Origin of the sequence: Niabella digestorum, assembly GCF_036409055.1 — a bacterium.
In the GTDB taxonomy this organism is placed as follows: domain Bacteria; phylum Bacteroidota; class Bacteroidia; order Chitinophagales; family Chitinophagaceae; genus Niabella; species Niabella composti.
In genome coordinates this window covers 142950-155496 of sequence record NZ_JAZGLY010000003.1, presented here as the reverse complement: position 1 = coordinate 155496, position 12547 = coordinate 142950, and the positions used below count along the sequence as shown (strand labels likewise).

The 12547-nt window shown below is 40.0% G+C and carries 13 protein-coding genes and 1 riboswitch; of the genes, 7 read left to right on the top strand and 6 right to left on the bottom strand.

What is annotated here, in order from left to right; genetic code table 11:
* Positions 1-47 precede the first annotated feature (47 nt).
* Positions 48-153: riboswitch (TPP riboswitch) on the bottom strand.
* 212 nt (positions 154-365) lie between these two features.
* From lepB to V2H41_RS06105, 3 genes are all read right to left on the bottom strand, one after another.
* Positions 366-1778, bottom strand: coding sequence for a signal peptidase I (gene lepB, locus V2H41_RS06115; protein ID WP_419784735.1), 1413 nt, complete (start codon positions 1776-1778; stop codon positions 366-368).
* Positions 1779-2119: 341 nt separating this feature from the next.
* Positions 2120-3523: a dihydrolipoyl dehydrogenase gene (gene lpdA, locus V2H41_RS06110; protein ID WP_330974253.1), complete on the bottom strand. Its 1404-nt coding sequence runs from the start codon at positions 3521-3523 to the stop codon at positions 2120-2122.
* A gap of 237 nt (positions 3524-3760) precedes the next feature.
* Positions 3761-4285, bottom strand: a complete 525-nt coding sequence (locus V2H41_RS06105; RefSeq protein ID WP_330974252.1) for a DinB family protein — start codon at positions 4283-4285, stop codon at positions 3761-3763.
* A gap of 158 nt (positions 4286-4443) precedes the next feature.
* Between V2H41_RS06105 and rpmB the strand changes: the two genes are divergently transcribed.
* The 6 genes from rpmB to V2H41_RS06075 all read left to right on the top strand — a co-directional run bounded on the left by rpmB (position 4444) and on the right by V2H41_RS06075 (position 8621).
* The gene (gene rpmB, locus V2H41_RS06100; protein ID WP_330974251.1) at positions 4444-4680 is read left to right on the top strand and encodes a 50S ribosomal protein L28; all 237 of its coding nucleotides are present in this window, start codon (positions 4444-4446) and stop codon (positions 4678-4680) included.
* A 19-nt stretch (positions 4681-4699) separates the two neighbouring features.
* Positions 4700-4888: a 50S ribosomal protein L33 gene (rpmG, locus tag V2H41_RS06095; protein WP_330974250.1), complete on the top strand. Its 189-nt coding sequence runs from the start codon at positions 4700-4702 to the stop codon at positions 4886-4888.
* 72 nt (positions 4889-4960) lie between these two features.
* Positions 4961-5134 carry a DUF4295 domain-containing protein gene (locus V2H41_RS06090; RefSeq protein ID WP_330974249.1) on the top strand — a complete coding sequence of 58 codons (174 nt, stop codon included), beginning with the start codon at positions 4961-4963 and terminating at the stop codon, positions 5132-5134.
* A 91-nt stretch (positions 5135-5225) separates the two neighbouring features.
* Complete coding sequence (gene ftsY, locus V2H41_RS06085; RefSeq protein ID WP_330974248.1) at positions 5226-6197, top strand: signal recognition particle-docking protein FtsY; 972 nt, start codon at positions 5226-5228, stop codon at positions 6195-6197.
* 453 nt (positions 6198-6650) lie between these two features.
* Positions 6651-7961 (top strand): 30S ribosomal protein S12 methylthiotransferase RimO, encoded by a 1311-nt coding sequence (gene rimO, locus V2H41_RS06080; RefSeq protein WP_330974247.1) that lies wholly within the window; start codon positions 6651-6653, stop codon positions 7959-7961.
* Between the two features lie 279 nt (positions 7962-8240).
* Positions 8241-8621 (top strand): septal ring lytic transglycosylase RlpA family protein, encoded by a 381-nt coding sequence (locus V2H41_RS06075; protein ID WP_330974246.1) that lies wholly within the window; start codon positions 8241-8243, stop codon positions 8619-8621.
* Between the two features lie 146 nt (positions 8622-8767).
* Here the strand turns inward: V2H41_RS06075 and fbaA are convergent, their stop codons facing one another.
* Both fbaA and V2H41_RS06065 read right to left on the bottom strand, forming a co-directional pair.
* On the bottom strand, positions 8768-9838 hold the full coding sequence (gene fbaA, locus V2H41_RS06070) for a class II fructose-bisphosphate aldolase (RefSeq protein ID WP_330974245.1): 1071 nt from the start codon (positions 9836-9838) through the stop codon (positions 8768-8770).
* A 121-nt stretch (positions 9839-9959) separates the two neighbouring features.
* Complete coding sequence (locus tag V2H41_RS06065; RefSeq protein ID WP_330974244.1) at positions 9960-11054, bottom strand: hypothetical protein; 1095 nt, start codon at positions 11052-11054, stop codon at positions 9960-9962.
* A 115-nt stretch (positions 11055-11169) separates the two neighbouring features.
* Here V2H41_RS06065 and V2H41_RS06060 point away from each other — a divergent pair, with 115 nt between their 5' ends.
* Positions 11170-11922, top strand: coding sequence for a lysophospholipid acyltransferase family protein (locus V2H41_RS06060; protein ID WP_330974243.1), 753 nt, complete (start codon positions 11170-11172; stop codon positions 11920-11922).
* On the opposite strand, the gene hisIE is transcribed toward V2H41_RS06060, so the two are convergent.
* Complete coding sequence (hisIE, locus tag V2H41_RS06055) at positions 11923-12516, bottom strand: bifunctional phosphoribosyl-AMP cyclohydrolase/phosphoribosyl-ATP diphosphatase HisIE (protein ID WP_330974242.1); 594 nt, start codon at positions 12514-12516, stop codon at positions 11923-11925.
* Between the last annotated feature and the right edge of the window lie 31 nt (positions 12517-12547).

Below are 12547 nucleotides of genomic sequence, written 5' to 3'. Positions count from 1 at the left end.
GCAGTGCCGGGTTAAAAAAATAATGAGAGGGGAATGCTGAAATAAGAAAGGAGGGATATCATCCTTCCCTGCGCAGGCATTACCCTGATCAGGTTTGCGGGTATAATCTCAGCCTCATCAATAATAATTGATTCAGCACCCCGGGAAACACTGTGCCTTGAAAAGGCGCTGCAAAGATATAGTAAAAAATTGGTTTAAAGGTTTCGTAGGTGGAATAAATATTTTTTATGAGCACCTATGGCTGTTCATTTGAGAAATAGTTTTCAAAATATTACGGAAAGTGTAATAGTAAGTGCGTTTAAAATAAAAGCCTATGTGAAGTTGACTGATTTTCACACAGGCTTTTTTATAAAGCGTTGATGATTTTATTTGATGATTTTAAACAGACGTTTCCATCGCGGTCCCTTGTCATAGCTGAACCATATCATCCAGGCTTTACCTACTACGGCGCTTTCGGGTACAAAACCCCAGAATCGGCTATCCTGGCTCTTATGACGATTGTCACCCATCATCCAGTAATAATCCATTTTAAAAGTATACTGGTTAGTGGCTTGGCCGTTGATATAGTATTTCCCGTCTTTCACCTCCAAGGTATTGCCTTCATAGGACCTGATGACACGTTCATAAATAGGGTAATTTTCAGGAGTTAAGGTAATGGTACTACCTTTTTTAGGAACCCAGATGGGGCCGTAATCATCTACCGACCATTCGTGCGCTTTATCATAATAAGGGAACAAGCGCTCGGGCTCCGCATTAGTAGGTATTCTTTCTTTAGTGATGCTGGCAGCATCCACTGCAGGAAGTTTTTTAAGAATTTCCAGCTCGTCCAATGTGAGATTAATATGATATATATTATTGCCCAAAGGACTGAAGTCGGGCATGCCGCTCTCCATATTTAAAGCAATGCCGGCTTCACGCAGAAAGTCTTCATCAATGATGACATTATTTTTCGTTCTGAAATAATAATAGGTTGCGGAAGTAGGAGAGACATAACCGGGTTTATTATTGATGTATACAATGCCATCAACAATTTGCAAGGTGTCTCCTGCTACGGCGACACAACGTTTGATGTAATTATCTGTTTTATCCGGGGGATGAGATACTACCGGAAATGTTTCTGGATTGTTAAGTATGTATTGATCTTCCTGCGAGCCTGCGGCTGCTCTTCTTTTAATATCATAATACGGATTGGCGGATTCAAATTCCGGACGATGAATGACACTGTCTCCCGCGGGGAAGTTAAACACTACGCAGTCATTTCTTTTTACCGGCGATGCAAACCATCTGATATAGGGTAATTGAATTAGCGTAGAGTAAGACTTGCCATTGGTAAAAGGTAAATAGTTATGTACGAAAGGCACCGATAGCGGCGTATTGGGTATACGCGGTCCATAACTAAGTTTACTTACAAATAGAAAATCTTTTACCAATAAGGTTTTTTCCATAGAGCTGGAAGGAATCGTATAAGCTTCAAACACAAAAGTGCGAATAAGCGTAGCGGCAACTATTGCAAAAATGGCTGCATCTACCCATTCGCGCCATCCCGGTTTTCTGTGTTTTTTTACTCCTTCTGGTCCTATAAAGCGCGCGTCTTTATTCTTTGCCAGCCAAGGGAAGTAAAAGAAGGGAACCAGTGCTGCTGCCGTATGATCCAGAAATGAAAACCGACAGAATACTTTAGCAAATTCAATAAATATACCTGGCGTGATAAACCAGCCTACTACCGGAATCAACTGCCAGAATACCCAGTGTTTGGGGCGCTGGGCAATATCTTGCATTATCCATGTATTATAAAATGGAATATAGGCTTTCCAAGATTCACGACCTGCTTGTTTAAATAATTTGGCTAAGCCAAATGACGGTAACAGCACAAGTAAGAGACTGATAAGATATATGACTAACAAATGATTAACGGGCATCGGCCTAAGTTTTTGGCAAATTTATCGGAAACTATATAAATAGTGCGATGATGGCAAATAATTAACAATATCTATTTGTTTTAGTAAGCGAGATATGGCGGATAAATCGCACTGACGCATCCATTGAGCACATTATTTTGGTATATATATAAAGAGCGGCTACGATGCGTGCCGCTCTAGTGAATATAATACAGCTATATTTATAAATGGATTGCTTCGTCGTAAGCCACTTCGATAGCATCTTTCACACTTTCACTGATGGTCGGGTGTGGGTGGATGCTGTTCAGCACTTCGTGATAAGTAGTTTCGAGCTTGCGACCTACTACGGTTTCGGAGATGATTTCGGTAACGTTATAACCAATCATGTGAGTACCGAGCCATTCGCCGTATTTTGCATCGAAAATAACTTTTACGAAACCTTCCGCATGTCCTGCAGCGCTTGCTTTTCCACTAGCACTTAGCGGGAATTTTCCTACTCTTACTTCGTATCCGGCTTCTTTGGCTTTCGCTTCGGTATAACCCACGCTGGCAATTTCAGGATAGCAGTAAGTACATCCCGGCACGTTGTTATAATCGATAGGCTCCGGCTGATGCTTGTATTTACCTTCGGCATGGGCGATTGCTTCCACACATACAATACCTTCTTTACTTGCAACATGTGCCAATGCCTGTCCGGGCACACAGTCTCCGATGGCATAGAAACCGTCTACATTGGTTTTATAGTATTTGTCGACAAGTATCTTTCCTTTATCGGTTTTAATACCTAATGTTTCCAGTCCAATACCTTCGATATTGGCTGCAACACCTACGGCGCTCAATAAGATATCGGCTTGCAACTCTACTTCACCGTTTGCAGTTTTGATTTTGGCTTTTACGCCTTCTCCAGAAGTATCTACGCCGGTTACTTCGCTGTTAACAAGTATTTCGATGCCTTGTTTTTTCAGATTTTTTTCTAGTTCTTTTGAAATGTCTTCATCTTCTACCGGAACGATGCGAGGCAGATATTCTACAATGGTAACTTTAGTACCAAGGCTGTTGTAGAAGTAGCCGAATTCTATTCCAATAGCGCCGCTACCTACTACAATAATGCTTTTGGGTTGTTTAGGCAATGACATGGCTTCGCGATAGCCAATGATCTTTTTACCATCTTGTTTCATTGTGGGTAATTCGCGGCTGCGCCCACCTGTCGCTATGATAATATGTTTTCCTTCAACAATCTGCGTTTTCCCGTCGGCCGATTTTACCTCTACTTGGCCTTTGGCTTTTAGGGTGCCAAAGCCCATGATAACATCAATCTTATTTTTGCGCATTAAAAAGTTGACGCCCTTACTCATCTTATCAGCTACACTGCGACTGCGCTTAATAATTGCTTCGAAATTTGGGGTTCCGCTAGCTTCAATACCGTAGTCTTGGGCATGCTTAATATCGTTATACACCTGTGCACTCTTCAATAATGCTTTGGTAGGAATACAACCCCAGTTAAGGCAAATACCTCCCAGGCTTTCTTTTTCAATAATAGCTGTTTTAAAACCCAGTTGGGATGCGCGGATAGCAGCTACATAACCGCCCGGGCCACTGCCCAATACTACTACATCATATGCCATGTGTTATCAATTTTTATGATTAACTATTTTTAAATAAGCATTGTTCAAAAGAAGCATGCATACTTATATTATTACGTATACGATACATATTTGATACTATTGTTATGCAGCATCTTGTAACGGTCTTTGTAAGACGGTTTGAACTCTGCGAAATTAGATGAATTAGGTTAAATCGCAAAAGCCATCCATTTAGGGTAGCTCGTCTATTAGAAGTATGGCTCGCCGACTTTTTTAGCCTCAGCTGCGAGTGAAGATGATGCCATATTTTTCAGTCAATTCACGCTGATGATGCATCCAGTGTGCTGCTATAATATATCCCAATGCTAATACTGTTATGGGGTGCTCGCTAGCAATACCTTTTTTGGATAATTCTGTATCGGTGAAATGTTGAAAAAGCATCAGGGTACTTTGCCTAGCGATGAGCATTTCTTCTTTTAGGAATTCTAGGCTTTTATTCTGCAAGTTGGCGTGCTGAATGTAATAATCTTGGTCAAATCCCGGCAAATGCTGTTGCTCATCGCGAGAAATACAGAGGGCGCGGTAGGCAAATATGCGTTCGGTGTCGATGCAGTGCTGGAGCACCTGTTTTACTGTCCATTTGCCCGAGGCGTAAGCATAGTCGGCCTTAGATACCGGAATCTGCAAAAGAGCAACCTTTAACTCATCGAAGGATTGTGGAAGCAAGCTATGGAGGTCTATCCCCTCAACTAACTCTATATATCGTTGAAAATAAGAAGGATATTGAGATGGATCGATACGCATTTTTTGAGGTAAATTTAGGGAATTAGGTAGGTTTGGCAGGAAACTACAGTCATTTTTATAGTTAATTTTGCTATTTAGCTGATTGTAAAAAAAATCTAAGAGGATTATAAAGAATTTCGTCGAAAATCTCTTACCTTTGCAATCCAAAATTTTTTATTATGGCAAGAGTATGTCAGGTTACGGGTAAAACTCCTATCGGAGGGCATAAAGTATCGCACTCTAACATTAAGACAAAGCGTAGGTTTTTACCCAATTTGCAAAAGAAGAGATTTTACCTGGTAGAGGAGGATAAGTGGATTACTTTAAAGTTATCTGCTGATGCTATCCGTACTATCAATAAAAACGGTTTGTACTCAGTAGTAAAAGAGTTACGTGCGAAAGGTGAAAAAATCTAATTTTTAAAAGAAATTACAAATGGCAAAAAAATCAAAAGGTAACAGGGTTCAGGTAATATTGGAATGCACTGAGCATAAGGCCAGTGGGTTGCCCGGCACCAGCCGTTATATTACTGTGAAAAATAAAAAGAATAACCCTGAAAGATTGGAGTTGAAGAAATACAATCCTATCTTAAAGAAAGTAACGCTTCATAAAGAAATTAAGTAATTTTGCTTGGTGCGACCGGGAGCAATATTCCTATGCGCATCGGTAAGTGATCATTTATCAAATTTGTAAGAAATGGCAAAAGCAACTTCTAAAAACGCGAAGGTAAAAGACGCCAAAGCTGCAGCTGAAAGTAAAAACTGGACAAAAGTGATTCGTGTAGTACGCAGTCCTAAATCCGGCGCTTATACTTTTAAAGAGCAAATTGTGCACAAAGAAAAAGTAAAGGACTTCTTGGCTCAAAAATAATTTTGAGCTTCAACGTAATATAGTGCAAAGCTGTTCGTTTATTACGAATGGCTTTTGTTGTTTAAACTAGGGCACGAGAAAATATCAATAAATGAGTTTTTTAAAAAAGCTGTTTGGTAAAAAGGAAAAAGAGTCGCTCGACCAGGGACTTCAAAAGACCAAGGAAGGTTTTTTGAGTAAAATCAGTAAAGCTATTGTAGGGAAGAGTACGGTAGATGAAGAAGTACTGGATAATCTGGAAGAGGCTTTGGTGAGTGCCGACGTGGGGGTGGATACCACTGTGCGCATCATTAATCGTATTGAGGAGCGTGTAGCGCGGGATAAATACCTTAACACCTCTGAGCTCAATAGAATGCTTCAGGAGGAAATACAGGATATACTCGTTGATGCTCCCAATGGCAGCAATTATACCTTCGATAGCGAATTACCTGCCAAGCCTTATATAATTCTTGTAGTGGGTGTAAATGGAGTGGGGAAGACCACTACTATCGGTAAGCTGGCCCACAATTTTAAAAAAGCTGGAAAATCCGTATTGCTGGGAGCGGCCGATACTTTCCGTGCGGCGGCGGTGGATCAACTCACTATCTGGAGTGAGCGCGTGGGAGTGCCCATTATCAAGCAGGCCATGGGAAGCGATCCTGCAGCAGTAGCTTTTGATACGGCTCAAAGTGCCGTAAGTCGGCAATGCGATGTGGTGCTCATTGATACCGCAGGACGTTTGCATAACAAAATCCACTTAATGGATGAGCTGAATAAAATTAAGCGTGTTATTCAAAAAGTGATACCCGATGCACCGCATGAAGTACTGTTAGTCCTAGACGGCTCTACCGGACAAAATGCTCTCGAACAAGCCAAGCATTTTACTGCAGCTACAGATGTAACAGCTATGGCAGTAACCAAATTGGATGGTACTGCAAAGGGAGGCGTGGTATTGGCTATTGCCGACCAGTTTAAAATTCCCGTAAAATTCATTGGAGTAGGAGAAAAGGCTGAAGATTTGCTAATCTTCGACAAACATGAATTTGTTGACAGTTTGTTTAGTCTCGAAAATAAGCAGGATTAACAACTAGAGTAAAATACCCTATTATCGTTATAAAAGCCATTGCACTATGCAATGGCTTTTATATTGGGTATAAGTGTTATTAGCTAATGCTGTGCAGTTTTATAATCGCAATATTTTCCTATCATTTAATGTTGTGTCGAAAAACGATCGAAAATCTGTCGGATCGTAACGAACAACTATTTGCCGTATTACACAGGTGGATAAGGACGGTACCAGAAGTCATTCCACTGGAGTGAAAGTGATTGATAAACGGTAAAATCTGATACTATATCTTGTAAAAGGTAGCAATCGGCTTATTGAGGCCATGATTGCTGCCTTTTTATTTTATTATGCTTTAATTGTTAGGGTTAAGTTACCTTTGCAGCCTGTTTGCAAGAAAAAAGACGTCTTCATTATAATGAGACGGTATCAATAAAAAAGTATCGTAGTATAGCATTGTAGGAACTCAATTACATGAAATCAAAAACACTTAAGAAAGATAAGGTAAACATTATCACGTTGGGATGTAGCAAGAATATGGTGGATAGCGAAGTCCTAAGTGGACAGTTGCGTGCCAATGGTATTGATGTGGTGCATGAAAACACCAAAAAAGACCACAATATTGTTGTTGTCAACACCTGCGGTTTTATTGACAAAGCAAAGGAAGAAAGTATTAATACCATTCTAGAGCAGGTGGAACTGAAAAAGCATGGACGTATTGATAAGGTGTATGTTACAGGCTGTCTTAGTGAGCGTTATAAAGAAAGCCTAGAGCAGGAGATTCCTGAAGTGGATGCTTTTTTTGGTACTATGGAGCTACCGGCCATTTTGAAGCAGTTTGAAGCGGATTATAAATCAGAGTTAGTAGGGGAGCGATTGCTGGCAACGCCAAAGCATTATGCCTATCTAAAAATATCCGAAGGTTGTAATCGAACCTGTTCTTTTTGTGCTATTCCTTTGATGCGGGGTAAACATGTGAGTAAGCCCATTGAGGAGCTGGTGCTTGAAGCCGAGAAACTGGTAAGAATGGGAGTAAAAGAAATTATGCTCATCGCTCAGGAGCTAACTTATTACGGTTTGGATATTTATAAAAAGCGGATGCTCCCTGATTTATTGAATCGACTTGCCGACATTCAGGGTTTGGAGTGGATAAGATTGCATTACGCTTATCCTACCAAATTCCCACTGGAAGTGCTAGATGTGATGCGGGAGCGGGAGAATATTTGCAATTATCTAGATATACCATTACAGCATGCATCCGATAAGATGCTGAAAGCTATGAAAAGGCAGATAACCAAAGCTGAAATGAATGATCTGATTGCTGCCATACGCGAAAAAGTGCCAGGTATCTGTCTGCGTACTACATTGATTACAGGTTTTCCGGGCGAGACATTAGATGATGTGGAAGAATTGAAGCAGTTTCTGGATCAGCATCGATTTGATCGTGTGGGAATCTTTACCTACTCGCATGAGGAGAATACTACGGCCTATGCACTGCAGGATGATGTACCGCAGGAAGAGAAGGAGCGCCGTGCTCAGGAAATCATGGAGCATCAGCAAGAAATATCCTATGAACTCAATCAGGAAAAAGTAGGTAAGATATTTAAAACAATTATCGATAAAAAGGAAGCCGGCAGGTATATTGGTCGCACCGAATTTGACAGCGTAGAGGTGGATAATGAGGTGATTATTTCCGGGTCACAAAGGCTGCAAATAGGAGAATTTTACAATGTACGCATCGAAAAAGCATATGATTACGATTTGGAAGGAGTTGTTCTAAGTTAAGTTGTTGATAGAGAATCTTTTATAGTTTATTTGCGCCCCTCTATATTTAACTACATAGCGATATTTAATCTCTTTTAACAAGCGCTTGTAATATCGTCATATTGATTATCAATTATTTATGTATTTGGTAAGACATATTGGCGGTTGTTTATAGCCAGAGTGTGCATAAATAAGCCTACCTTTGCGGACGTATTTTGCATGTGGTAAAATATGTTAAAAGGCGTGATAACATAATAAAGCATGTTATTTCACGTTTATTGTTTAACTAAAATATCTCACATGAAGAAATATTTAGTTCTGTTTTTTGCAGTATTGTTGGGGTATCTTTATTGTGATGCTCAAACAACAACAACGCAAAAAGCTTCTTATTATCACAGTAAATTCAACGGACGTAAAACTGCTACCGGCGACATTTACAGGGAATATTTGATGACTGCGGCTTCGAATATATACAAATTGGGTACCCGTCTGTTGGTCACCAATAAGAAAAATGGAAAAAGCGTGCAGGTTGTGGTAAACGATCGTATGGCTCCTAATATTAAAGGACGTGTGGATTTAAGTAAGTCTGCATTTCAGAAAATAGCCCAGTTGCACCAAGGGGTAGTTCCTGTAGAAGTGAAAGTTTTAGAAGGTAGTAAGGATGAAGATGAATCACTGTAGATAGATTTTAAATAAGTTGAGTAAAGCCCCGCACTTACGCGGGGCTTTTTATTGGTGCTATTAAGAATCTTCTACGACAGAAGAAGTTTCGGCTAAATAAAAACCCGGCTATAAGCCGGGTTTTTATTTTTTGATTATTTTTTTTCTTAAGCATTTCTGTTAATACAGTTAAGGTCTTGGAAGGAGATTTCCAAACGTTTAATGAAAGACTCTTCACCTTTGCGCAGCCATACGCGCGGATCATAGTACTTTTTGTTGGGTTTATCTTCTCCTTCGGGATTACCTAACTGGCTTTGCAGGTAAGCTTCGAACTGTCTGTAATACTCGAATACACCACTTGCAAAAGCCCACTGCATGTCGGTATCAAGGTTCATTTTAATAGCACCATAGCTGATTGCTTCTGCGATTTTTTCTTTTTCAGAACCGCTACCACCGTGGAATACGAAGTAAACCGGTTTGTTGCTAGCAGTTTTGAATTTTTCAGCAATGTATTTTTGACTGTTATCCAAAATAACAGGCGTCAGCTGTACGTTACCGGGTTTGTATACTCCGTGCACATTTCCGAAAGCCGCAGCTACAGTAAACATATTGCTTACAGTGCTTAATCTTTCATAAGCATAAGCCACATCTTCAGGTTGTGTATATAACTTAGAGTTATCTATATTAGTATTGTCTACGCCATCTTCTTCACCACCGGTTACACCCAGTTCTATCTCAATGCTCATACCCAAAGGAGCCATGCGTTTGAAGAATTCCAAAGAAGTGCTTACGTTTTCTTCAATAGGCTCTTCACTCAAATCCAGCATGTGCGAGCTGAACAGGGGTCTCCCTTTTTCTTTATAAAATTTTTCTCCTTCATCGATGAGGGCGCTTACCCAGGGCAACCATTTTCTGGCAGCATGGTCGGTGTGCAGTACTACAGGAACACCATAGTATTTTGCAACAGTGTGCACGTGCAGGGCACCACTCACGGCACCATAAATGTTAGCCTGTAAATTGTCGTTAGGCATTCCTTTACCAGCATAAAACTGCGCTCCACCGTTACTGAACTGAATCATAACAGGAGAATTCACTTTTGCAGCTGTTTCCAGTACAGCGTTTACACTGTCTGTTCCCACAACGTTCACCGCTGGTAATGCAAAATTATTTTCTTTAGCGTCGTTGTACAGAGCTTCCAGCTCCTCGCCGTATAATACTCCGGCAGTGTATTTACTCATCTTTCAAAAATTGATTTTATTAATTAAAATAAGCCTTTCTTTTAAGGCTCGCTAAGATAATAATATTATGTGATAAATACATGAACAAAAAGAGTTGTTTTGTTTGTAAAATTAATGCGTACTATATAGGTTTAGGGGTTCTGCGGGCTAAACTGCGGGTTTTCTCCTGAATCAGCTTGAGGTTGTTGCGTAGCATGTATTTTAAATGCAGTTTCAGAATTTGTCCCATATTGTTACAACGATTGAACGCCTGCGTTTTAAAGTATTCATTTAGTTGCTGTTTGAGTAATGCTTCCTTCTCGGGAGTTGATACAGTATCACGAGACATGATGTTGAGTAGCTCCATGAGGCGGAATCGTGTTACTGCTACCCGATAGGCCATTGCAGAACGCTCTTCAGCTCTATATTGCTCAATAGATTCCTGATTGAGATGGCTGAGCACCGTTTTTACAAATAGATTATTTTCTTTGAAAAATTGTGGCATGTACAAATGCCTCCGCCCTTCATAGGTCTGTTGATCGAAGTCGATAGCGCGGAATTTGTATTGATAGCTTTCAATATCGGGTGTTGCCACTACCACGAAGTTATAAGCACGCATATCACCGAGTAGGCGTACGAAACAACGTTCGTTAAATTTTACAAATTCTTTTGCAAGACGTGTTTTATTGGTTTCTTCACGATTTAAGTATTGTTCCAGAAATACATCTCCCGGCAGTCCGGGAATATGTTCTTCTACCAATGTACTCCCATCTGTGTAATAGGTAAGCCTGTTAGGAGATAGGAAATGTTCCAGTTCCAATCCATAAATTCTGGAGGCATCATTGATTTTGATATAGTAATGGTCATAGTTGGCGTTGTATTTATTAATGATACGTATACGAAAAGGTAACGAGTTGCCGAAAGCACAATAGTCAATGCGTGCTACATCCAATTGGTTGGCAAAGCTCATGTCACCTTCAGTTTTCAATATGGCATAAATTTTTACCAATCCTTCACGGAGATAATCCCAGTCACGTTTATCGTAAATTGCCTTTTCCCAATGCGTACTGTTGCCTAGCGCATCGTTTATCGGAATGGACCAAGTAAAGTTTAACAGGTCTTTATGCGAAACAGGCAGACGTACCTCGCGTCCCTGACGGGTGAGATAGTTAGCGAGTTCTGCATTTATGGGATAAAGAATTTTTTTCTTCGAAGGTTTGTTATAGCGTTCGTCCATATTCTCAATTTACTAAATAAAGTGTAGCTCTTTATATAGGAAAAATTTAAAATTCTGAAATTATTGGTAGGAATGTGTTATTTTCTAATTTTAAAGCTCTATTTTGCTGCTGTTCATGAGCAAAGTATTTAACAGACTGAAAAATGCAAACCTTTTGCGTAAGCTAGTGCATTTTACAGTAGGAATGGTTACCTACCCGGGTATTGCCATAATCAATAAGTTAAGAATAAAGGGCGCAGATGTATTAGCGTCTTTACCACAATCCAATGTACTATTTGTCAGTAATCATCAAACCTATTTTCTGGATGTCATCACTTTGTTTCACATTTTCTCTGCAGTAAAATGGGGTAAGAAGGATCGTTTGGGGGTGCCTTATTATTTGTTAAATCCCTTTACTAGGGTAAATTATGTGGCTGCAGAGCAAACGATGAAAAGCAGCTGGGTGAGCCGCCTGTTTTTACTGGCAGGAGGAATTACGGTTCGACGAACATGGAACGAGAACAGTAAGGAAGAGTGCAGAGGGCTTGATCCTAGCGACACCCGAAAGATTGCGCGTTCTTTGCTGAAAAACTGGATTATTACATTCCCTCAAGGAACCACTACGCCTTATGCTCCGGCTCGAAAAGGAACTGCCTTAATTATTAAACATCACAAACCGATTGTAATACCTGTGGTTATTAGTGGCTTTTCAAAAGCATTTTATAAAACCGGAATGCGATTGAGAAAAAGAGGAACCCAATTGACCGTGACTTTTAAAGAACCATTACAGATCGACTATAATGCGTCAGTCCAGGAAATTACCGCCCAACTTATGGATGCCATTGAGCAAAGCGAAAGATTTATGCCGGATGTGCTAAAGCATCCGTAGCTATTTATTGTGTCTGCTCTCTAAAACTCTGATCACATCCTGCAATGTAAACCCTTTGGCTTGGAGTAATACAAGATAGTGAAACATAAGATCGGCAGCCTCTCCCAGGAAAAGATCTTTATTATTGTCTTTAGCCTCAATAACAATTTCTACGGCTTCTTCACCCACTTTCTGTGCAATTTTGTTAATGCCTTTTGCAAACAGAGAGGCTGTGTAAGATTTTTCTAAGGGATTGTTTTTACGGTCGATAATGACTTTTTCCAATTGTTGCAAAGAAAAAGTGTCATTCGCCTTGCCAAAACAGCTGATATCTCCGGTGTGACAGGTGGGACCTTGCGGTACCGCCTTAATTAGTAAAGTATCCTGATCGCAGTCGAGTAATATTTCTTTTACTAGAAGAAAATTACCTGAAGTTTCGCCCTTAGTCCATAAACGTTGTTTGCTACGGCTATAAAAAGTTACTTTGCCTTCAGCTTGAGTTTTATTATACGCTTCTTCGTTCATAAAACCCAACATTAGTACTTCAAGCGTGTCTACATCCTGAATGATGACGGGGATAAGTCCGTCTGCATATTTAGAAAAATCTGGTGTCATAATACTATTAAAGTTTTATTTAGCTTTTCAG

Bases quoted from the DNA above. Each gene is read 5' to 3' on its own strand.
- lepB (WP_419784735.1), bottom strand. From the start codon at position 1,778: ATGCAAGATATTGCCCAGCGCCCCAAACACTGGGTATTCTGGCAGTTG.
- lpdA (WP_330974253.1), bottom strand. From the start codon at position 3,523: ATGGCATATGATGTAGTAGTATTGGGCAGTGGCCCGGGCGGTTATGTA.
- V2H41_RS06105 (WP_330974252.1), bottom strand. From the start codon at position 4,285: ATGCGTATCGATCCATCTCAATATCCTTCTTATTTTCAACGATATATA.
- rpmB (WP_330974251.1), top strand. From the start codon at position 4,444: ATGGCAAGAGTATGTCAGGTTACGGGTAAAACTCCTATCGGAGGGCAT.
- rpmG (WP_330974250.1), top strand. From the start codon at position 4,700: ATGGCAAAAAAATCAAAAGGTAACAGGGTTCAGGTAATATTGGAATGC.
- V2H41_RS06090 (WP_330974249.1), top strand. From the start codon at position 4,961: ATGGCAAAAGCAACTTCTAAAAACGCGAAGGTAAAAGACGCCAAAGCT.
- ftsY (WP_330974248.1), top strand. From the start codon at position 5,226: ATGAGTTTTTTAAAAAAGCTGTTTGGTAAAAAGGAAAAAGAGTCGCTC.
- rimO (WP_330974247.1), top strand. From the start codon at position 6,651: ATGAAATCAAAAACACTTAAGAAAGATAAGGTAAACATTATCACGTTG.
- V2H41_RS06075 (WP_330974246.1), top strand. From the start codon at position 8,241: ATGAAGAAATATTTAGTTCTGTTTTTTGCAGTATTGTTGGGGTATCTT.
- fbaA (WP_330974245.1), bottom strand. From the start codon at position 9,838: ATGAGTAAATACACTGCCGGAGTATTATACGGCGAGGAGCTGGAAGCT.
- V2H41_RS06065 (WP_330974244.1), bottom strand. From the start codon at position 11,054: ATGGACGAACGCTATAACAAACCTTCGAAGAAAAAAATTCTTTATCCC.
- V2H41_RS06060 (WP_330974243.1), top strand. From the start codon at position 11,170: ATGAGCAAAGTATTTAACAGACTGAAAAATGCAAACCTTTTGCGTAAG.
- hisIE (WP_330974242.1), bottom strand. From the start codon at position 12,516: ATGACACCAGATTTTTCTAAATATGCAGACGGACTTATCCCCGTCATC.